The sequence below is a fragment of the Bacillus sp. G16 genome, from assembly GCF_021282335.1.
Taxonomy (GTDB): domain Bacteria; phylum Bacillota; class Bacilli; order Bacillales; family Bacillaceae; genus Bacillus; species Bacillus inaquosorum.
Window position 1 is genome coordinate 39,982 of record NZ_JAJSOZ010000015.1, and the last position, 21,108, is coordinate 61,089.

At 43.6% G+C, this 21,108-nt stretch carries 23 protein-coding genes and 2 pseudogenes; 18 read left to right on the forward strand and 7 right to left on the reverse strand.

Annotated features, from left to right (window positions below; genetic code table 11):
- Positions 1-26 precede the first annotated feature (26 nt).
- Complete coding sequence (locus LWH95_RS16830; protein WP_232920023.1) at positions 27-683, forward strand: class A sortase; 657 nt, start codon at positions 27-29, stop codon at positions 681-683.
- 72 nt (positions 684-755) lie between these two features.
- On the opposite strand, the gene LWH95_RS16835 is transcribed toward LWH95_RS16830, so the two are convergent.
- Together LWH95_RS16835 and LWH95_RS16840 are read right to left on the reverse strand one after the other, a co-directional pair.
- Positions 756-1,559 carry a class D beta-lactamase BSU-1 gene (locus LWH95_RS16835; RefSeq protein WP_003235647.1) on the reverse strand — a complete coding sequence of 268 codons (804 nt, stop codon included), beginning with the start codon at positions 1,557-1,559 and terminating at the stop codon, positions 756-758.
- Positions 1,560-1,580: 21 nt separating this feature from the next.
- Positions 1,581-1,991: a YwpF-like family protein gene (locus LWH95_RS16840; protein ID WP_032731815.1), complete on the reverse strand. Its 411-nt coding sequence runs from the start codon at positions 1,989-1,991 to the stop codon at positions 1,581-1,583.
- Between the two features lie 175 nt (positions 1,992-2,166).
- On the opposite strand from LWH95_RS16840, the gene LWH95_RS16845 reads away from it, so the two are divergent.
- From LWH95_RS16845 to LWH95_RS16860, 4 genes are all read left to right on the forward strand, one after another.
- Positions 2,167-2,550 (forward strand): hypothetical protein, encoded by a 384-nt coding sequence (locus LWH95_RS16845; protein WP_003235643.1) that lies wholly within the window; start codon positions 2,167-2,169, stop codon positions 2,548-2,550.
- Between the two features lie 76 nt (positions 2,551-2,626).
- Positions 2,627-2,968 carry a single-stranded DNA-binding protein SsbB gene (gene ssbB, locus LWH95_RS16850; protein ID WP_003235640.1) on the forward strand — a complete coding sequence of 114 codons (342 nt, stop codon included), beginning with the start codon at positions 2,627-2,629 and terminating at the stop codon, positions 2,966-2,968.
- A 219-nt stretch (positions 2,969-3,187) separates the two neighbouring features.
- Positions 3,188-3,964, forward strand: coding sequence for a transcriptional regulator GlcR (gene glcR, locus LWH95_RS16855; RefSeq protein WP_232920024.1), 777 nt, complete (start codon positions 3,188-3,190; stop codon positions 3,962-3,964).
- Positions 3,965-3,969: 5 nt separating this feature from the next.
- Positions 3,970-4,827 carry a Cof-type HAD-IIB family hydrolase gene (locus LWH95_RS16860; protein WP_232920025.1) on the forward strand — a complete coding sequence of 286 codons (858 nt, stop codon included), beginning with the start codon at positions 3,970-3,972 and terminating at the stop codon, positions 4,825-4,827.
- A gap of 127 nt (positions 4,828-4,954) precedes the next feature.
- Here LWH95_RS16860 and LWH95_RS16865 read toward each other — a convergent pair whose 3' ends face one another.
- Together LWH95_RS16865 and LWH95_RS16870 are read right to left on the reverse strand one after the other, a co-directional pair.
- Complete coding sequence (locus LWH95_RS16865; RefSeq protein ID WP_232920026.1) at positions 4,955-7,723, reverse strand: DEAD/DEAH box helicase; 2,769 nt, start codon at positions 7,721-7,723, stop codon at positions 4,955-4,957.
- On the reverse strand, positions 7,710-9,320 hold the full coding sequence (locus LWH95_RS16870; protein ID WP_232920027.1) for an SWIM zinc finger family protein: 1,611 nt from the start codon (positions 9,318-9,320) through the stop codon (positions 7,710-7,712). Before LWH95_RS16870 ends, LWH95_RS16865 begins: the two co-directional genes overlap by 14 nt.
- Positions 9,321-9,523: 203 nt before the next feature.
- Here LWH95_RS16870 and LWH95_RS16875 point away from each other — a divergent pair, with 203 nt between their 5' ends.
- The 6 genes from LWH95_RS16875 to LWH95_RS16900 all read left to right on the forward strand — a co-directional run bounded on the left by LWH95_RS16875 (position 9,524) and on the right by LWH95_RS16900 (position 14,836).
- Positions 9,524-9,667: a hypothetical protein gene (locus tag LWH95_RS16875; protein ID WP_003221769.1), complete on the forward strand. Its 144-nt coding sequence runs from the start codon at positions 9,524-9,526 to the stop codon at positions 9,665-9,667.
- A 234-nt stretch (positions 9,668-9,901) separates the two neighbouring features.
- Positions 9,902-10,648, forward strand: a complete 747-nt coding sequence (gene tkmA, locus LWH95_RS16880) for a protein-tyrosine kinase activator TkmA (protein ID WP_232920028.1) — start codon at positions 9,902-9,904, stop codon at positions 10,646-10,648.
- Complete coding sequence (locus LWH95_RS16885) at positions 10,638-11,354, forward strand: CpsD/CapB family tyrosine-protein kinase (RefSeq protein WP_133485714.1); 717 nt, start codon at positions 10,638-10,640, stop codon at positions 11,352-11,354. The genes tkmA and LWH95_RS16885 overlap by 11 nt, the downstream gene beginning before the upstream one ends.
- A gap of 48 nt (positions 11,355-11,402) precedes the next feature.
- Positions 11,403-12,167, forward strand: a complete 765-nt coding sequence (locus tag LWH95_RS16890; RefSeq protein WP_133485716.1) for a tyrosine-protein phosphatase — start codon at positions 11,403-11,405, stop codon at positions 12,165-12,167.
- 195 nt (positions 12,168-12,362) lie between these two features.
- Positions 12,363-13,685, forward strand: a complete 1,323-nt coding sequence (gene uglF / locus LWH95_RS16895) for a UDP-glucose 6-dehydrogenase UglF (protein WP_232920029.1) — start codon at positions 12,363-12,365, stop codon at positions 13,683-13,685.
- Between the two features lie 386 nt (positions 13,686-14,071).
- Complete coding sequence (locus LWH95_RS16900) at positions 14,072-14,836, forward strand: YwqG family protein (protein WP_232920045.1); 765 nt, start codon at positions 14,072-14,074, stop codon at positions 14,834-14,836.
- On the opposite strand, the gene LWH95_RS16905 is transcribed toward LWH95_RS16900, so the two are convergent.
- Complete coding sequence (locus tag LWH95_RS16905; RefSeq protein ID WP_232920030.1) at positions 14,833-15,072, reverse strand: hypothetical protein; 240 nt, start codon at positions 15,070-15,072, stop codon at positions 14,833-14,835. The two genes, LWH95_RS16900 and LWH95_RS16905, sit on opposite strands and share 4 nt — an antisense overlap.
- Before the next feature lie 347 nt (positions 15,073-15,419).
- Here LWH95_RS16905 and LWH95_RS16915 point away from each other — a divergent pair, with 347 nt between their 5' ends.
- The 7 genes and pseudogenes from LWH95_RS16915 (at position 15,420) to LWH95_RS16950 (ending at position 19,989) form a co-directional block, all read left to right on the forward strand.
- Positions 15,420-15,842, forward strand: coding sequence for a YwqH-like family protein (locus LWH95_RS16915; RefSeq protein WP_148982462.1), 423 nt, complete (start codon positions 15,420-15,422; stop codon positions 15,840-15,842).
- Positions 15,843-15,851: 9 nt separating this feature from the next.
- Positions 15,852-16,112, forward strand: a complete 261-nt coding sequence (locus LWH95_RS16920) for a YwqI/YxiC family protein (RefSeq protein WP_232920031.1) — start codon at positions 15,852-15,854, stop codon at positions 16,110-16,112.
- An 18-nt stretch (positions 16,113-16,130) separates the two neighbouring features.
- Entirely contained in the window at positions 16,131-18,137 is a 2,007-nt protein-coding gene (locus LWH95_RS21640) for a T7SS effector LXG polymorphic toxin (RefSeq protein ID WP_269802385.1), read from the forward strand.
- Positions 18,137-18,622: a hypothetical protein gene (locus tag LWH95_RS16935; protein ID WP_232920032.1), complete on the forward strand. Its 486-nt coding sequence runs from the start codon at positions 18,137-18,139 to the stop codon at positions 18,620-18,622. Before LWH95_RS21640 ends, LWH95_RS16935 begins: the two co-directional genes overlap by 1 nt.
- 188 nt (positions 18,623-18,810) lie before the next feature.
- On the forward strand, positions 18,811-19,470 hold the full coding sequence (locus tag LWH95_RS16940; protein ID WP_232920033.1) for a hypothetical protein: 660 nt from the start codon (positions 18,811-18,813) through the stop codon (positions 19,468-19,470).
- Positions 19,427-19,742 (forward strand): annotated as a pseudogene (locus tag LWH95_RS16945) (flavodoxin family protein); the annotation flags it as partial. The gene LWH95_RS16940 and the pseudogene LWH95_RS16945, both read left to right, overlap by 44 nt.
- Positions 19,739-19,989: pseudogene (locus LWH95_RS16950) on the forward strand (hypothetical protein). The pseudogenes LWH95_RS16945 and LWH95_RS16950, both read left to right, overlap by 4 nt.
- On the opposite strand, the gene chrA reads toward LWH95_RS16950, so the two are convergent.
- Positions 19,980-20,516 carry a chromate resistance efflux protein ChrA gene (gene chrA / locus LWH95_RS16955; protein WP_060399650.1) on the reverse strand — a complete coding sequence of 179 codons (537 nt, stop codon included), beginning with the start codon at positions 20,514-20,516 and terminating at the stop codon, positions 19,980-19,982. The pseudogene LWH95_RS16950 and the gene chrA sit on opposite strands and share 10 nt — an antisense overlap.
- A complete protein-coding gene (gene chrB, locus LWH95_RS16960; RefSeq protein WP_133485731.1) occupies positions 20,513-21,106 on the reverse strand; it encodes a chromate efflux transporter subunit ChrB in 594 nt (197 codons plus the stop codon). Before chrB ends, chrA begins: the two co-directional genes overlap by 4 nt.
- Positions 21,107-21,108 lie beyond the last annotated feature (2 nt).

Here is a 21,108-nt window from a genome sequence, read left to right on the forward strand (position 1 = left end):
ATGAAGCATAAGAAAGGAATTTTTGCATGTACAAGAAAATGATCATTACGGTGTTCATTCTTTTCGGACTGTTGCTTATCTGTGCCCCTTTTTTGAAAGGAGGAATCATAGCCTACCTTAGCAAAAGCCAGAATGAGTCGGCATTAACTGTGGAGCAGCTGAAAAAAAATAATGAGAAAGAAGCTGCTTTTGAATTTGACTCAATCCAGCCGCCTGATTTGATGGAAGCCATAAAGGCTGGCTTTGATCACGATCAGAAAGCGATCATCGGACGGATAACCATTAAAAGTGTCGATCTGGAGCTTCCGATCCTAAAAGGCACTACCAACGAAAGTCTTCTGATCGGGGCGGCAACAATGCGCCCGGATCAGAAAATGGGCGAGGGGAATTATCCGTTGGCGGGCCATCATCTAAAGCAAAAGAGTCTTCTGTTTGGACCTCTGTTGAATATAAAAAAAGGCGCCAAAATTGTGATTACAGATTTTAAAAAAGACTATATTTACTCAGTGACATCAACAGAAACGATTTCAGAAATACATGCAGATGTGATTCAGAATACAAAAGAAAAGGAAATTACGTTAATTACCTGTGACAAAGCTGTGGAAACGAAAGGACGTCTAGCAGTTAAAGGGAAATTGATTGATGCTGTCGGCCATACAGATGATATCAATAGCGAAATGTAAGTTTCTTGATGTCTTTCTTTTGCAGTGGATATTTACAGAAAAAAGACTGCCGTTTCCTAACGGCAGTCTTTTTTAATGCAGAACATATTTCTTCAAAATGTCCATTGTGATGCTTTTCGCTTCTGTTCCGGTTCCGTCAATGTTTGTCACGAAGCTGTACGCCCCGTGCTCGGTTTTAACAAAGCCGGCATACCAGCCGATGCCTGAGCCAGAACCGGTTTTTCCATAAAGCGTATAGTGGTCTTCGTCTTCTTGAATCATCATCCGTTTTACCGTCTTCATGACGCTTTTGTCAAATGGTAGTTTTTCTTTGTATAACGATTCCATAAAATCTGTTTGTTCTAAAGGAGAGATTTTGAGAGTGCTGCTTAGCCAGAATTGATCAATTCCGCCGCTGATGTCTTGGTTGCCGTAACCTGTTTTTTCAATCCATTCCTTCATTCGCTCTTCTCCGATGTCCCGGGCCATTGCTTGGTAATACCAAACCACTGAATATCTCATAGCAGAGCCGAGCGTATGGTCTTGGTTCCAAACGTCAAGTTCCCGTTTCACGCCATCCCAGTATTTGATGTCATATTCATCTTTAACAGCGCCTGTTTCTAATCCGATAAGCGCATTAGGAACTTTAAACGTCGACTGCGGCGCAAATCTTTGTTTTGCGCGCTGATCGTTGTAGACGAATGTTTTTTCGTTTTTTAAATCCCGCAAGATAAAAGTGCCGTCGAGATCTGTGAAAAACTCATCAACCTTCAGCTTTTTCGAATTTATGTTTTTCTCTGCAGCTTCAGCTTCTGTAGGTGTCTGTAAACTTGATGTCATGAGCAGAGCCGCACCGATAAGTGATAAAAAGAGTGCTTGCACCTTTCCCTTGCTCAATATCTTCACCTCAGAAATTTTTTATATGTTTTGCTTAAACGCCTCAATCAGTTTTGTTCCTGTATAGCCCTCTTTTACAAGGGACTCCAGAATGGTTTCAGTGCCTTGCTGTTTTCTTGTCACCATTTGTCCGTAGATTAAAACCTGTATACTTTCTTCCAACTTGACAATATTTTTCACTGCCGCTGTCAGCTGGGCGGGGCGGTTGCTTTTTTTCGTGATCGTTACAAATACTTTGGCTTCAGTTTGGCTGTTTTGAAGCTGTTCAAAAAAAGACAGGTGTTCTTTCGATACAAGCGCTTCAATCAGCCAGTGGTTTTCACCGTCTTCTTTATTTATAATCAGTCCGTCAATTAGGGGAAACTGTTCAATTGATTTTTCTTCCTTGTCCACTCGTTCCACATTCAGGTCAACCAGTTTAAAGGTTTTCATTTCTTTTCTCACCCCGATTACTTCCAAAGATTTCTTGCCTTCCATTATAACATAAACTTTTTAGAGGAAAAAACGCTGTAATGCCGGGGCTAAAGAATTTCATATTGGTGAAACATTTAATAATTTCTATTTTTTCATTATACTGTAACTGACTATGGATTACGGAGAGATGTGTATGAATCAATTTCGTTTAAAAGAAATTTACATTGACGGCACTCCTTCTGAAAACCGTTTGATTCAAAAGGATGAAGCATATATATTAAGCCGTAAAGAAGTTTTTGAAGTCCATTTGAACACAAAAGGGAGGATGAGTTTTTTATACGAAACACACGACGGCATGGAGCAGTATAAAATTGAGGTGTCATTGCCGGAAAAAAAACTGAGCTTTCAGTGGTTTGCATGGGATGGTTCTTCCTATGTGTGCATGAATACGCAAAATTGGCTGACAAAGCAAATCTTTTTCCGTTTTTTAAAAAGTACATATTTCTTTAAAGGGAAAAAACAAAAGATGTTTTTAGCTGAAGGAAAAATGAAAACGAAAGATAAAAACAGAGGCTGAAAGTCATTTTTAAGCGTTTTTCTTTTCTCATTGCATCATCTACAATACATATAACCGCAAGGAGAGGAGGAATCGCATGTTCAATCAGGTCATGCTTGTCGGACGTCTTACAAAAGATCCTGAGCTTCGCTACACTTCCGCCGGTGCGGCAGTTGCACACGTTACGCTCGCGGTAAACCGCAGCTTCAAAAATGCTTCAGGTGAAATTGAGGCCGATTATGTCAATTGCACGCTTTGGAGAAAAACTGCTGAAAACACGGCGTTGTATTGCCAAAAAGGTTCTCTCGTCGGCGTAAGCGGACGGATCCAGACAAGGAGCTATGAAAACGCAGAAGGCGTTAACGTGTATGTAACGGAAGTGTTGGCTGATACTGTTCGTTTTATGGACCCCAAACCTCGGGAAAAAACGGCCGATTGACATAACCCCTGCTCCTCCCGATTTCTATCCATTCACGATTATCCGTATCTCCGCATCATCCCCCTCAAAACTGACCAGTCGACCAGACTGGTTTTTTCTTTTTAGGAAAAATTGGTTCTTATGATGCATTTTTGCTTAAATTCACTTAATAATATTGATTGTAACTTAATAAAAACTTATAATTACTTAAAGATGATTGATAAGAAAAGGAATGAGGGCGTGTACCAAGAAGAAAGATTAGTAGCGATTTTGGATTTTTTAAAACAGCATAACCGAATTACAACGGAGCAGATCTGTACGCTCCTTCAAGTGTCAAGAGATACAGCGAGAAGGGATCTCGTGAAGCTGGAGGAACAGAATGCCATCATCCGCACAAGGGGCGGTGCCATTTTGCCGACTGTGCAACAGAAAATTCAAAGTTATTCAGGCCGATTGAAAACAGTGTCCGAGGAAAAAAACAAGATCGGCAGGCTTGCCGCATCGCTCATTCATGATGGTGACCGGGTGATTTTAGACGCCTCTACAACCGTACAGGCATGTGCAAAGCATTTGAATGCGGATGATTGTACGGTGATTACCAACTCGATTAATCTCGCGGAAGTGCTGTCCGATAAAGAGGGAATTGAAATCTATCTGCTCGGGGGCAAGCTGGAAAAGGAGCACCGGTTTCTGTACGGCGCCTCAGTGATTGAAAAGCTTTCAAGCTATCACGTCGATAAAGCGCTGATCGGTGTGGTCGGCATTTCCGAGCATGGCATTACAATTGCGCATGAAGAAGATGGCATGGTAAAGCGAAAAATGATTCAGCAGGCAAAGCAGGTGATCGCACTTGCAGATCATTCGAAACTCGGAAGCACCAGTTTTTATCAGTATGCGGAACTGAGTGAAATCGATCTCTTGATCACAGACAGGCTGCCGAATCAGGCGTTTTGTGACTTGCTTGACCGTAACGGTGTGGAACTTCTCGTGACAGAGCAGGATGAAGGAAAGGGCTGACAAACGTGAAATTAATTGCGATTGACTTAGATGGAACCTTACTCAACAGCAAGCATCAGGTAAGCTTGGAAAATGAAAGTGCGCTGCGGCAGGCACAGCTGGACGGCATTGAAGTGGTGGTGTCAACTGGGCGCGCTTATTTTGATGTTGAATCGATTTTTGAGCCGCTCGGGATCAAAACGTGGGTCATCAGCGCAAACGGCGCCGTCATTCACGATCCTGACGGCAGGCTTTATCATCAGGAAACCATTGAGAAACAACGGGCGTATGACATTCTCTCATGGCTTGAGTCAGAAAACTATTACTACGAGGTATTCACAGGTTCAGCCATTTATACGCCACAAAACGGGAGAGAGCTTCTTGATGTTGAGCTGGACCGATTCAGAAGCGCGAATCCGGAAGCAGATCTTTCTGTCCTTATGCAGGCGGCCGAGGTGCAATACAGCCAATCCGGCTTCGCTTACATTGGCTCGTTTCAAGAGCTGTTTGAGGCTGATCAGGAGATCGACTTTTATAATATTCTCGGTTTTTCTTTCCTCAAAGAGAAGCTTGAGGCAGGCTGGAAAAGATATGAGCATGCTGAAGATTTGACGCTTGTCAGTTCGGCTGAGCATAACTTTGAGCTTTCTGCCCGCAAAGCTTCCAAGGGACAGGCGCTGGAGAGGCTTGCGAAACAGCTGAATATTCCGATCGAAGAAACCGCAGCTGTAGGTGACAGTTTAAATGACAAATCGATGCTGGAGGCTGCGGGAAAAGGTGTAGCAATGGGCAATGCTCGGGAAGATATCAAAGCGATGGCCGACGCTGTCACCTTGACCAATGACGAACACGGTGTCGCACATATGATTAAGAATTTGCTGTAGGTTTATATGCTGCACCAAACGTGTATCATGTTGATAACCGGCGTAACGGATTCTTTGAAAATCCGGCGTGACGGCTATGAACGGAAAAAAGCTGGCTCTTTTAGGAGCCAGCTTTTTTTATAGTCAATTATTGCGCTGAGGCGCTTAATGTAAACAATTCTTCGAGTTCCTGTGTGGAAAGCTCGGTAATCCAGTTTTCACTTTGGATAATTTGATCGTTTAGGGTTTGCTTCGATTCGAGCATGACATCAATTTTTTCTTCGATTGTTCCCGTTGTAATCATCTTATGAACGTGGACAAAGCGCTCCTGGCCAATGCGGTATGCCCGGTCAGTCGCTTGATTTTCAACCGCCGGGTTCCACCATCTGTCATAATGGATAACGTGATTGGCGGCGGTCAAATTAAGTCCGGTGCCTCCAGCTTTGAGTGAAAGAATGAGTGTCGGGTATTCTTTCTTCTGGAATCTCTCAACGAGTGAATCCCGCTCTTGCTTGGAGAGGCTCCCGTTTAGAAATTGCACAGGTTCGCCGAACGTTTTTTCAAGCAGCCTTTTCATCATGTTCCCCATCTGAATGTATTGCGTGAAAATGAGGCAGCTTTCGTTTTGGGCGCGAATCGCTGTCATGAGTTCCAGCAATTTTTCGAGCTTGACTGATCTGCCGGCCAGCAGCTCGGTTTGATCTTCTTTTAAATAGAGTGCAGGATGGTCGCAAATTTGCTTGAGCCGTCCGAGCATGCTGAGAATCAGCGCTTTTCGCTGCATGCCGGTCAGTGACGTCATATGGTCAAATGTGTCTTTGACAAGCTGTTCATAAAGTGACGCCTGTTCAGCTGAGAGCGGGATAAATTCTTTTTCTTCCAGCTTCTCAGGAAGATTAAGCGCGACCTCCTCATCCCGTTTCGTCCGCCGGAGAAGGAACGGCCGTATTAACTGCTGAAGCTGACCGATTCTCTTTTCGTCCCGGTCTTTTTCAATCGGCAGCACATACCGTTTATGGAAGCCTGTCAAACTGCCGAGGTAGCCTTTATTCATGAAGTCAAAAATGGACCACAGCTCGGTCAAACGGTTTTCCATTGGAGTCCCGCTCAGCGCGATATGGTGAAGCCCTTTGAGTTTTCTGATTGCGCGTGATTGCTTCGTATGCGCATTTTTAATATTTTGCGCTTCATCAAGGCAGATCGTGTTCCATGTCACAGAAGACAGCTCTTCAGCATCGGCATGCGACAGCCCGTATGAAGTGAGTACCACATCTGCGGTTTCATAATGCGCAGCGAAATCATCACCCTTTGGACGGCGCGGCCCATAATGGAGCGCGACAGACAGATCAGGGGCAAAGGTTTGAAGCTCCCGCTGCCAGTTGCCGAGTACGGATGTCGGCGCGATAATCAAATTCGGCGTTTTTTGCCGGCCACTTTCCTTCACGTGAAGGAAATAGGCGATCATTTGAATCGTTTTCCCAAGACCCATATCGTCAGCCAGACAGGCGCCAAAACCGCTTTCCCGCAGAAACAGCAGCCAGTTCATGCCGTATTTCTGATAAGGTCGGAGTGTCCCTTTGAAAGAAGGACTGACTTTGTGCTCCGGCAGGTTTTCCGCGGCAGTGAGCTTCCGAATCAGTGACCTAAGCTGTTTGGACAGATCAAATTGAATGCCGGCAAAAGCGGATGTATCAATCAGATCTGAATCCTCAAGCCCGCCTTCCTGCTGATCCATTAGCTCGCGGGCCAGAATATCAGACATGTGGAGTCCTTCTGATTCCGCTTTTTCCATCAGTCGCTTCATCTGTTTAATAAACTGCGGATCAATTTTCACCCATTGCCCGCGGATATTAACGAGGCGTCTGTTGCTGGCGACAAGCTCATTAAATTCAGCCTCAGTCAGCTCAATTCCATTTGTCGCAAACCGCCAGTTGAAATCAAGCAGCGCATTCATGCCGACAAATGACTCGCCGCGCGGGGCGGACGACACCTTTGCTTTCAGCATCATGTTGCTGTCTCTGACAATCTGCCACCAGGACGGGAGGAGAATTTCAACGCCCATATCGACAAGCGTCTCACTCGCCTCTGACAGGAAGATCCAAGCTTCTTCCTCTGAAATCAGCGTTGTCCCGGAATCAAATGAGAGCCACGGAACCGTTCTGTGAAAGCGGTCCTGTTCACGCGCGATTTTATCGCTGTATGCCTGCCACGATCTTTTGAGGCTCTTCAGCCCGTCAAAGAATTCAACAGCGCCGGTCTTTTTATCGCGTAAAAACATTTCGATTTTCCAATCGTCTCCGTCAAAGTCTGGTTCATTTAAGCGCAGGCCGACTGTAAATGGAGATTGATCGTCAATCCAGCCGATCCCTTCAAGAAAATCCTCTTCATCGAGAAAATGTCCGCGGAATGTCGTGACCGCAGGCGATTTCTCCTTGATGTGTTCCCATTTCTCCCGCAGGTCATCGTCGTATTGGATGTAGTCCTGCACTGCAGCGGAAAACCAATCCGCAGTAAAGCCATCCAGTATATTGTCGCGGTCCTTCCAGCGAAAAACACCGTTTGTCCATGCTTCATAGTCAGGCAGAAAATCGCCGTCTGCGATAAATTCATAGATGGTCGATGCCGCCTCGATCAGCGGCTCCGTTTCTTCAGTAAGCTGTACGGAGCTGAATGAGTTGAACGAGTTTTTGCCAAGAAGCTCTACAGTCATCCATGGAGAAAGCAAAACAGCGGTTGTCCCGATGAAGCTGACATCCTCAAGAAAGGTTCCGTAAAATGACGATTCGTGCCATTGGAACAAATGCTTTTTCATATGGCTGTAGGGAAGAGGCTGCTCATTCTCATCAAAAGCTGAGAGTGTAAATGACCCATCTTCCATTTGTTCGACGTGAATGAGAATTTCTTTAAGACTCGCCATCAATCAACTTTCCTTTCTGCAGTTCTTCTTGAAGTGCGCGCAGGCGCTTGTAATGCGAGCTCAGCTGCTGAATATACCGCTCCCATACCTTCAGTTTCTTCGCTTTTCTGTACAGGGTGCGCAGTTTTTTCAAATACCGGGCGGCTTCCTTGTACGAGCTGCGGTTCTTCTGATCGATGAAAAAGGCCACTTCTCTGTGATAAGCCGGTATAAGCGCCTCCGGGTCGCTCGCTGCAATTTCCTTCAGCATGATTTTATCCATTTCATAGATGGAAAAGCCGACAAGGCTGTGAATCTCGATCCACTCGGCATATCGTTTCTTCTCATATAAATGATGGCTGTATTCTGTGAACGTATACGGCAGACAGCCCGCAGCATAGCGTTCAAACAGCGCTTGGTCATTGGTTTGCTTCACATAGGCATTCAGCAGAAGGAACAGCTCGCCGATTACGTCGCGAATCTCTTTAAACGGCTTATCCAGCTTCGTATAACCCATCGCAATCGGTTCAATCCGCTGGTACCATGTTTTCAGCCGTTTCCAATCCTTCTTGGCAGTGATTTCACTCAGCCACTGAAACGTATACGGCAGCGCTTCCGGCGGGAATTGATCAGCTTCCGCAAAAATAACCTCATCATTTTTCTGCAGGAATTCCAAATGCAGGCGGCCGAATTGTAATTCAGGAGAAAAACGCCGTCCGGCTTCTTTTTTCAAAATCTCCTGTTCGCGCGCCACCCATTTTGGCCGCGACAGCAGCGCACTCCAAATTTCACCGAAGATGCGGATGCGTTCATATTGAAAAATTTCTTCTTTCAACAGCAAGTTTCGAACAACATCCGGTGTTTTTTCCAAAAATGGATCAAGCGCAAAAGACAGCGCGTATGTTTTTAATTTATCAATAGAGCTGTAGATTGTATCCATCAGCTGTTCAACGTACGGATTGAGGGAATAAAAGTCTTGCTCGGGGTTTAGCTTGCCCGCTTCAATCAATGTGAACATGCGAAGCCAAACCGCAATTGCGGAATGAATCTGATACAGGCTTTTCAGCTCCGGCTTGTTCGGCGCATGCTTTTTTAATGCGGACAGGTAGCCGTAATAGAGGCCCTGCATGTTTTGGCTGCCTTCCGGCGTGCGCGCCTGCCAGAGAGAAAACTCTGAATCAAAAAAAGCAAGCCAGCTTGAAAGCGATTCTTCATTAGGCAGCACCTTTTCCTGAAACTGGCGGCGGACGAGCTCTTTGCTCTCCTCAAGCTTTTCCCTCTCCAGCCAATACTCTGTAAAAGTACCCACTCGCTCGAACATTGCATATACATATAAAAACACAGCCAGCATATGGCGGCAGATTCTTCCGGACGGACATGAACAGCCGCTTTTGACTATAACAAACAAGTTCAATGTGACCCGCACAGGCACAACATCCTGCACATAAGCCGTAACTTCCGTCGGACTCACTGCTTGTAAACGATAGACTGAATCCTGCCGATATAAAATAAGGGCTTTTTTGATCAGCTGAACATTTTCTTCATTGTAAGGAAGAAGTTCTTTTAGCTGTTCAGCAGATGCCAGCACATCGTCTTTGGAAATCATATTCTGAAGCATGATTATCGCTCCTAACCGAGTCACGTAATAAAAAGATCCAATTTCTCTATTATATCGCAACCCATCGGCCTGAAAAAGTTTTTCCTAAAAAAGGACATAAAAAATGGGATGTGTCGAATGATGTATTAGAGATTGCAAATTGATAACCGGCATCATATAATAATCGTGTTTTCAACTTAATGGAAGCTGAAAGGAACAAAAAGATGAGTGAAAAGAAATTGAATCAAGAGGAATTTCTGAAAATTTTGATGCATGCACATGAAATTGGTGAGCGGTCATCTGAGATGACGACGAAGGAAATGCTTGAAAATTTGATTTCTCATATTAAAAATGGATATGCAACATAAGAATCCCGCACGCCTTTTGCGGGATTTTTTTTATGCGAGATTACGTGGCTGCCTGAATAGGAGAAAAAGAGACAGCATTGTCAAAACAGTAAATATAGCGCTTACATAAAAAGTCGCAACATAACGTTTTGTAAAAAAATGTCGAATCATGTCACGTGAAAAGCTGGAGAAAAGCGGTTTCTACGTTGTATAATCGTAGATGGAAAAGGATGCTATAAGAGATTTGGAGGTATCATGGGAGAATCTACTAGTTTAAAAGAGATATTATCAACGTTAACAAAACGCATACTTTTGATTATGATTGTAACCGCAGCTGCGACTGCTGCCGGCGGACTCATCAGTTTCTTCGCACTTACACCCATCTATGAAAATTCAACTCAGATTCTGGTCAATCAATCGAAAAACGACCAAAAAGAAGTCCAATTTAACGATGTCCAAACCAATCTTCAGTTAATCAATACGTATAACGTCATCATTAAGAGCCCTGCCATTTTAGATGAAGTCATTAAAGAAATGGGCCTGTCGATGACATCTCAAGAGCTGAATGACAAAATTACCGTATCCAGCGAACAGGATTCCCAAGTGGTCAACATATCAGTCAGGGATGAAAACGCGGAAACAGCGGCTCATATTGCCAATACCATCGCATCTGTCTTTAAAGGCAAAATCACATCCATTATGAATGTTGACAATGTCAGTATTCTGTCAAAAGCCGAGGTTTCAGAACATCCGTCACCTGTATCGCCAAAGCCGCTTCTTAACATTGCCATCGCGTTTGCGGCCGGATTGGCGGGAAGCATCGGACTGGCCTTCCTGCTTGAGCATTTGGATAATACGATCAAATCGGAAGAGCAGCTCGAATCCTTGCTGGACATACCGGTTTTAGGGACGGTTTCCACCATTGCGAATGAGCCGAAAACAGCGAAGAGCTTACACGGTATCCAATCTGAAAAAGCGGGGAGTGGACATTTTGGCGTTTAAAAAAAGCAGGGGCTCTTGGATGCGCAGGAATATCATTGCGATGACAGAGCCAAAATCCTTGAACTCTGAACAATATCGGACGATTCGTACGAATATAGAATTTGCTTCAGTGGACCGCCAGATGAAATCAGTGATGATCACATCGGCCTGTCCCGGAGAAGGAAAATCAACGACGGCCGCTAACCTGGCTGTCGTATTTGCCCAGCAGGGAAAAAAAGTGCTCCTGATTGATGCTGATTTGCGAAAACCCACAGTACATACGGCCTTTCATCTAGAAAATATGATTGGCTTAACATCTGTTCTATTAAAGAAAAGCTCACTGGAACAGGCTGTACAAGCCTCAAATGAAAAACATCTTGAAGTGCTGACGAGCGGCCCGATCCCGCCAAACCCGGCCGAGCTACTCTCCTCGAAGTGGATGAAAGAGCTTGCAGATGAAGCGTGTGCGGCGTATGATATGGTCATTTTTGATACACCGCCTATTCTCGCCGTAGCGGATGCGCAGATTTTAGGCAACGTAGTAGACGGTTCTGTTTTGGTCATTTCAAGCGGAAAAACAGAAAAAGAACAAGCGGCAAAAGCAAAAGAGGCGCTCGAATCATGCAATAGCAAGCTCCTTGGGGCGATTATGAACGGCAAAAAGCTTTCGAAGCACTCTGAATACGGATATTACGGAAACAAGGAAAATTTCATACAAAATAAATAACGTGCATCTTGCCCGTTATTTATTTTTGCGAAAAAAGGGGGCTAAGACATGATAGATATTCACTGTCACATTCTTCCGGCAATGGATGACGGGGCAAGCGATTCAGCCGACAGCATAGAAATGGCAAGAGCCGCTGTTCGTCAGGGAATCCGGACCATCATTGCGACGCCGCATCATAAGAATGGGGTGTATGAAAACGAGCCAGCCGCAGTCAGAGAAGCGGCAGATCAGTTAAACAAACGTTTAATTAAAGAAGATATCCCTTTAACCGTGCTTCCGGGGCAGGAAATCAGAATTTACGGCGATTTGGAACGAGACCTTGCTGAACAGCAGCTGCTTTCGCTGAACGATACGAAATACATCCTGATTGAGTTTCCGTTTGATCAGGTTCCCCGATATGCGGAGCAGCTTTTTTATGATTTGCAGCTGAAAGGATATATTCCGGTTATCGCCCATCCTGAACGCAACAGGGAAATTCGCGAAAACCCGTCCTTGCTGTATCATCTTGTGGAAAAAGGAGCGGCATCTCAGATGACTTCAGGAAGTCTTGCGGGGACTTTCGGAAAACAGATGAAAGCATTTTCTCTCCGGCTGGCTGAAGCCAATTTGATTCATTTCGTAGCCTCAGATGCCCATAATGTGAAAACGAGAAACGTTCACAATCAAGAGGCCCTTTATATTCTAGAGAAAGAATTCGGTCCGGAATTTCCTTATTTGCTGACGGAAAACGCCGAGCTTCTTCTGCAAAATCAAACGATCTACAGGCAGCCCCCGCAACCGGTCAAAAGAAGAAAATTATTTGGGCTCTTTTAAACAGCCGGTTCTCATTTCACCACTTTCTTTCTGAGAGCGATATAATAGTATACTGTATGATTGAATCACATTTCAGAAATCTGTACAGGCTGTACCCGACAGGCTATGCGGGAGATCATCCGCATTCATGATAGGATGTTCTCATACGATAATACGAAAGCTGCAAAGCAGCAATTTAACTGTTGGAGGGAAACAATGAATATAACAGTCATCGGAACAGGCTATGTCGGTCTTGTGACAGGTGTTTCTCTTTCTGAGATTGGACATCATGTAACCTGCATTGATATTGACGCTCACAAGATTGATGAAATGAGAAAAGGCATTTCCCCCATATTTGAACCGGGTCTTGAAGAGCTGATGAGAAAAAATACAGCTGATGGACGGCTGAACTTTGAAACGAGCTATGAGAAAGGCTTAGCACAGGCAGATATTATTTTTATAGCGGTCGGCACACCGCAGAAAAGCGACGGGCACGCGAATCTGGAGCATATTACAGATGCGGCCAAACGCATCGCCCGGCATGTCAAACGGGATGCCATCGTGGTAACAAAAAGCACAGTGCCCGTCGGGACAAACGATTTGATTGAGGGGCTGATCTCTAAACATCTTGCGGAGCCTGTCAGCATTTCGGTCGCATCCAATCCTGAATTTTTGCGTGAAGGGTCAGCGATCTATGACACGTTTCACGGCGACAGGATCGTGATCGGAACAGCGGATCAGACAACAGCCAAGACGCTTGAGAAGCTTTTCCGCCCGTTTCAAATTCCGATTTATCAAACGGATATCAGAAGCGCCGAAATGATTAAATATGCCTCAAATGCATTTCTTGCCACTAAGATCAGTTTTATAAATGAAATTTCGAATATATGTGAAAAGGTCGGCGCCGATATTGAAGCAGTCGCGTACGGCATGGGGCAGGATAAGCGGATCGGGCGCCAGTTTTTAAAAGCGGGCATAGGCTACGGCGGCTCTTGTTTTCCAAAGGACACAAACGCTCTCGTGCAAATTGCCGGCAATGTCGAGCATGATTTTGAACTGCTGAAATCGGTCATCAAAGTCAACAACAATCAGCAGGCGATGCTGGTGGATAAAGCGCTGAACAGGCTCGGCGGGGTGACGGGAAAAACGATTGCCCTTTTAGGTCTGTCATTTAAACCGAATACGGACGATATGAGGGAAGCGCCGTCGATTGTCATTGCAGACCGTCTCGCTGCGCTCGACGCCCGTATGAAAGCCTACGATCCCATTGCCGCAAGCCATGCGAAGCATGTTCTCCCGCAAGCTGTTGAATATAAAGAGACGATCGAGGAAGCTGTCAAAGGTTCCGACGCCGTCATGATTTTAACCGACTGGGCTGACATTAAACAATTCCCGTTAGCAGCCTATCGAGATTTGATGGAAACGCCGCTCATATTTGATGGCAGAAACTGCTACACATTGGATGAAGCTGCGGCTGCAGGGGTGGAGTATTATTCTGTGGGGCGGAAGGCGATTGTTCCGTCGGGGGCAATTCAATAGATGTAAAAAAAGACTGGTTGTGAACCAGTCTTTTTTTGTTTATTGCGGATGATAAGTCTATTCTCCTGCTTGTGGAGGCTGGATACATTTGCTACTATTTAACTATTGTTTGAAAATTTAGATAGGAATAGTGACTTTATGAATATGGAAAGCCTTCGTGAATCTATGTAAATATAACTGTTTGGAATCATGAAGGATTTTAGGTGATGGTATTGGACCGTATGCAGAATATGATTAATTGAAGCATACATACCATAAACAACAGCTTGAAAAAGCGGAAAAACATTAGAAGAAACAAAAGAAAAACTAGAAAAACAAGAGCTGCCAAAATCATTTGGAGATGCTGGAAAAGGAGAGTAATCGTGAAGAAACATCTGCCTGAAAAAATGGGAACGTATCGAGATATGCTGGAGAAATCAGCAAAAGAATACGTGAAATTGAATGTCCGAAAAGGGAAAACAGGGCGATATGAGAGCAAAATTGCCGGTGAGCCCTATTTTCCCAAGCATGAAACATACCCGACTGACGAAAATGGACAGCCGATGAAGCTTCTGGCGCAGATTAATTTCTCGCAAATTCCCCAGCTTGACGGCTTTCCTTCTGCGGGTATCCTGCAGTTTTACATTTCTGTTCATGATGACGTGTATGGGTTGAATTTTGACAATCAATGTGAACAAAAGAATTTCAGAGTGATCTATTTTGAGAATATCATAGAAAACGAGGACGAGCTTGTTTCTGATTTTTCATTTATCGGCACAGACGAATGTGATTTTCCGATTTTATCAGAAGCAGCAGTCGAGCCTGAGACATCTGCGGAATGGGTGCTGCCTACAGATTTTCAATTTGAGCAATATGCGGGCATGGAAACAATGAAATTCTTTGATCAGTTCGGCGAGGATGAAGAAGACATTTATAATGAGCTGGCTGAAAACGGGTTCGGCCATAAAATCGGCGGGTACGCTTCTTTTACACAGAATGATCCGAGGGAATACGCGTATAAAGAACATACTGTTCTCCTTCTGCAAATTGATTCAGACGATGATATCGATTCAATGTGGGGAGACGTCGGCATCGCAAATTTTTTCATCACACCTGACGATTTAAGGAAAAAAGACTTTTCAAACGTTCTGTACAACTGGGACTGCAGCTAATACAGGCTTTTGATCCAAAGGGTCACCACTGCCGCCAATAGGGTCAGAAGCGGAAATGAAATAAGCCACACAACAAAATCAGGCGTTGCCGAGTCAATGCAGAACATAAATATGACCAATAAGCTGAGCACCGTAAGAGGCATTGACCAAAGGCCGTGTTTTTTAAACAGCAATGTGCCTGCAATACCGAAAACAAAGAAGGACAGAAAAGGAAAGACAACAAAAAATAACATCATCGGACTGAAAAAACTCATCATCATCACCCTTTTTTTTAACTTTATATTACAGTAATTACCATTACGCGGAAAGAGACAGATCATCAACATCTGTCTCTTTCAAGTGTCTTTGTAACTATGACTTCAGGCATTTCAATGTTATAAAACGCTTTTATTGGCTGTATAACGAACAAAAACAAGATCATAGACCTACATATCGAGAGCGTTATAAGCCTAAATTAAGCCATTTACCCTATTTAAGCCGCCTTCTGGCTATTTTAAAATATAATATATGGAAATAAAGTATGGAAAAGTCTATCTTCATCAGCCCCTCCATACGACTTTTTGAGTATTAAGAGGTGATTCAGATGGGTTATGAAAGTGTATTAGCGGATATCAAAAGTTCGCTCAACGGAAAAATTTCCGACGTGGAAGACAAGATCGAAAAGCTGAAAAAAGCAAAAAAGGACATAGACACACTGCAAGAAGAGGCAATCACTGAAATCAAAGAAATTGTGAAACCGGAATTGGGCAAGCACTGGACAGGAACGAAAGCGGATGATTTCGACAAGGGCAGAGAAGAGGCAAAATCGGAAGCATCCAAGATTGTGAATGATAAATATAACGATTATATGTCTTCAATTCAATTCAAAATATTCACTCTTGAAGCAGAGAAATTTGAGCTGAACTTGACCAAGAGCGCAGCGAATGCCGCAGGCGATCTTCTTGCTAAGGGAGAAGAGTTCGTGGAAGAAGCAGGAAAACAAATTAGTAAACTAAAATGGTGGTGATCTCTTTTTATGTCAGAAATTAAGCTGAAATACGGCACAGTCATCAAAACATTGGATTCTGTCAAAGATGCGCTTGCTGACGTATCAATCGGCGCCGCGGGCTCCAATGGAAAAAACAACCTTGATTACACGAAAAAATATCATGAGCGTGAGGAGAACATCAAGACCATGCTCGGAGATTATAAAAAAGCGGTACAGAAAAATATCGAGGACACAAAGGATAACGTTGATTCACTCAAAGAGCAGGACGAGGCGATAGCTGTAAAATAGAAAAGAAAGGGCAGTGCGATGAGCAAAGTATTTGAATCACAATCTTTAATCGATGAAGCAAAGAGCAGAAAAAAGCAATATGAGACGCTTGAGGAGCAGCTGAATACGCTGAAAAAAGCGTTTCAGGGAGTTGCAGATTTAGGTGACGATTTTAAAGGAAAAGGCGCGGACAATATTAAAGCTTTCTTTCAGGGACAGGCGGAAATCGTCGACAGCTGGCTGACGCTTGTCTCTGCTCAAATTGCGTTTTTAAATGGCATTTCAGGAGATATTAAAGATCAAGAACTGAATGATTCATATGTGGAAACTTCTTTTTTGGATCATGAGCTGCCCAATGGAGACTTGAAAGCCTCAGAGATTGTCTCCGCTCATAAAGAAGAAATCGATTCTATTTTGTCAGGCATCAGCGATATTATTGATCTCGACATGTACACGCTTGACGACTATGCAGATAAGATGGGCGATGCCCAAAAAATCAGACGTGACACGATCACGGCAGTCGATAAGCTTGATGAATCCCTGACCACTGAATATCAAAATTTAGAATCTCTGGACAACGCAGTGCTCACCAAATATTCTGTTCTCATGCAGGCCACCAGCAACGGGAAGAGCGCATCTCCTATGTACTATGACAAAAAAGCCTTCCACAGCAATGAAGTCTACAAAAGCGTCATTGAAGTAGAAAAGCAAGGAACGACCTATATCGATGCAAAAGCCCAGCAAGGCGAAGCAAGGCGGCTTCAGGAAAAGGCTGAAGAAGAAGCTAACAAACCTTGGTACGAAAAAACATGGGATGGAGTTTGCAACTTTACTGGAGAAGTCACTGGCTATTATGATTATAAAAGAGCAACCGAAGGCGTTGATCCGGTTACTGGCGAAAAGCTCTCCGCCGCAGAACGGGTGACAGCAGGAGCTATGGCCGCAGCTGGTTTCATACCGGTCGTCGGCTGGGCAGGCCGCGCTTTCAAAGGCGGAAAAGCCATCTACAAAACCGGAAAAGCGGCTATCGCAGCCGAACACGCTTTAGACGCCTACAAAACCGGCAAATCCTTAGACATTCTCAAAATGTCAGAAATGGGCGCATACGGCCTTGTTGCGTCAAACGGATTCTCTGAAGCCGTGACAGGTAGAGATATGTTTGGAAACAAAGTGTCTGAGGAGAAGCGGAAATCGGGTGCGCTGGAAGCGGCATTAAGTTTGGTTGGTGCTGGTGCATTGGCGAAACATATAGACAAAGGCATACCGCTTGCAAAATCGCCTCAAGCAGCAAAAGTTGAACTAGGGAAAAAGATTCTAGACCAAGTAAAAGAATTCAAAGTGCCGACGAATGTAAAAATTCGTGTCCACAAGACTGTCACACCGGATGGGACAACTTTCCCAATAGTTCACGCTGATGTGAAAACGAAAGCTGTCAAAGATCTGGGGATTGTGAAGATGGTGGGAAGAGGTAGCAGTGGAAGCACTACCACAAGATTAATTCCAGGGACTCCAGGAAAGGTTACAGGGGGGAGTTCAACTAAATTAGGTAAAAATATGTTTGAGCAAATGGGACTTCCACGCTCAACAAAACGTACTCCATATCAGGCTCAACATATTATACCGAAGGAGTTTCGAAGTCATCCTGTTTTGAAGAAGTTAGGAATGGATATGGATGATGCTTCAAATGGTTTTTTCTTAAGGGTACCGGATGATGATATAAGTGCTACTTCACGGCATAAAGGATATCATTCAGTCTATAGTAGTTTTGTGAGAAAAAAATTAGATGAGATTGATGTTAACCAAAGTGTAGACGTCATTGAAAAACAGGTATATGATTTACAACAAAAATTAAGAGAATTACAAGAAAAAGGGTTGCCTCTTTATATGAGGGATGATTATTTAGAAACAGAATTAAAGAAAATAAAGGAGAAAGGATTAGAAGCATATAAATTAGAAAGGAAAGAAGGTAACGCCTCCAGAAAACCCGTTTGGAAAAGAGGCGGTGGAGCGACAGTTGATCTTTGGGAAAGGTGGTATAACAAGTAATGAATTTTGGAAAATATCATAATCTAGTGGAAGAGGTAATTGAATTTTCAAAAACCTTCAAACCTATAAAATCAGTTAATGTATCTAATTTTACTAAAATAATTAATGACCAAGAAAAGGCTGAATACTTGGCTTATGAAGAAGTATATGGAGAAGATGAATATACATGGAGAGATATAAGGGAAATTGAAATGAGTGAAGTATGGGAGCGGTTTTACGAATTAGAAGATAATCAAAAGCCAGAAAATATAGACGCATTATTAAATATTTTTTCTGAGAGCATCAGACATGCTTCTACTGAATTTAATACTTTTTTTGAGGATATAGTAGCTGACCTAAACAACTGTGCTATTAATAGGGCAATTAATGGTGATACAGATAATTTTTTTGAAAAGGTTTTTGAAATTTATAAAGCGGGTTATTTCCCGTGTGGTTGGAATGGCGATTATCCTAATGGGACTTTTATCGCCTTGAATAAAGATTAAGAGAGGTTTTAAACTAAACGTCAGTCTATGGACTAAACCACGGGCTGGCGTTTTTTGTTTCTCATTGTATACAGTCTTTCAACAGGAGATTAACATTAGGAGATGCTTTGTTACTGATAAATTAGAATAGTTTAAACTTGCTGGGGTGTCAATCGACAAGTTTTTTAGAATAATGAAGGAGAAGCAGGATGGGCAGAGATCATATTTCTCAATTGCAGCCATTAAAAATCTGTGATGGCTGGTCTGTAGTACTGAACAATTTAAACTCAGAAAAAAGAATGGAAGAAGAACATGAATTACTAATACTACAAAATGAAATACGTAAAGCATTTATTAAGGTAATTTATGAAAATGATCAATACCATATCAAAGTAGTTGACTTAAAAATAGATAAGATTTATGAAGAAGAATCTTTTGATGAAATAGAACAATTATTAGAAGAGTTAGAATATCAAATCTGGAGTGTGGGAAGTGGGGTTTTAGAGGATTTGCAGCCACTAGACCAACAGGTTCCCAATTTCTTAAGACTTAGGATACCGGCTGGTTGGACTGTTGACTATATTTCATTAAAAGATACTGACCCTAAAACATTAAAGGCAAGTGATGATGCTTGGTTATTTGACTTTAATCAAGATCTCTTACAGATTTCTCATAAGAAAAAAAACTTGTTGCTTGATGTAGGGTGGTACCCAGAAGGGGATCCAACCGGAAGTTATGGTATTGAACTTATAAAAAACGAAGATTGGGAAAATCCAGTAGAAGATATTATGTGCACTGAGCTTAAAGAATTAATTAAACAATTGGATAATATTTTTTGGCATGTCAGGGACATTAAAGCTGTTTATTGATCGCTGGTCACAGACGTTGAGAGATCCTCGATTTCCTGATTTTAAACAGCAAATGAGGGCGAAGCAGGCATATGTAATAGCAGTCGGCGGAGACAACCCTAAGATAAAAGGGCTGCCGCTGATTCAGCAGTTTGATCACATTTTTGGCTTTATGGGAATGTCCTTTAAAGGATATGTGCTGGGAGAAGGCAATCGTCCCGGTGATATTCTTCTTGATTCTCAGGCACTGTACGCGGCGAGCTGCTTAATTGAAAAGAAGTAATGCTATATGAAGTTGCTGCTGTCGGTTGCCGCTGGCATACTTGCATTCTTTTTATCTTGGAAAGCACAGTCTTCTGATTGGATACAAGTTAAAACCAATTCGCCACAGGTTAAGCAATCTGTGAGAAAGACAGAACCACGCTGCAAATCAAGCACATCATCAAGAATGATGCAGGAGAAGAAACAGTTGTCATATCAGACGGTATATCAGTGCCAAAAGAAAAAAGCACCTCTCCAGGTGCTTTTTTCTACAAATGAGGAATCACAAGCCCCCCATACAAAAACGCCCCGATAATCAGAAATGCCGGGTGCATCTTGAATTTTGTCATGGCAAGGAGGGAAATTCCCGCAATTACTAGTGATTGAATCCAGCCGATCGCTTTGATGCCGTCTGCGCCGATTTGCCACGTAAGAATGAGCATCATGACGGCGATGACAGGCTGAACGGACAGCGTCATGCCTTTGATGACGGGTGATTGGCGGAAGCGCTGAATGATGCGGAGAAGGACAATCAATGCGAGCGCCGACGGTACGACGGTTGCGATCAGCGCAATCAGAAAGCCGGGCCACCCGCCTGCGCTGTAGCCGACATACGCGGCGATTTTTGTTGCGATCGGGCCTGGCAATGCGTTTGCAAGTGCGAGCATGTTTGAGAATTGGTCGTTTGACAGCCAGCTGTATCTGTTTACGACTTCTTCAAACATCAGCGGGATCGACGCAGGCCCGCCGCCATATCCGAGTACGTTTGCGATAAAAAACGCCAGAAATACATACATCATGATCATGAGGCCGACATTCCTTTATCTTTTGAATGTTTATTTGTCATTTTGTCCTTCCATTTAAAATGAAACGCGCCGTACGCTAAGAAAATGATAATGACAAGGCCGGGATTGATCTGTAACGTTTGCAGGCCGATAAAAGCGATGATAAAAAACAGGATGCCGGTGACCCAGCCGAAACCTTTAAGCGCTTTTTGGCCAAACTCGTACGCCATGATGCCGAGCATTACGGCAATCACCGGTGTTACGGCACCAATCATGCCGGCAACAATTGCTGAATGGCTTAAGACATTTACAGCCGCAAACAAGCCCACCATAGCAAGACATGTAGGCAGAATATGGGCGAGAGTCGCCACGATTGCGCCTAACGTGCCTTTTAGCTTGAAGCCCAGATACGCCGCCATTTTTGTGGCAATTGGTCCGGGAAGCGCATTAGCGATCGCTAATATTTCTCCGAATTCATCATCATCAACCCATTTATATTTATTGACCGCTTCATGGCGGATCAGCGGAATCACGGAAGGCCCGCCCCCGAACCCTAATATTCCAGTGCGCACCATTGCGGCCGTCATATCCCGATAAGGATGGTTTTTCATTC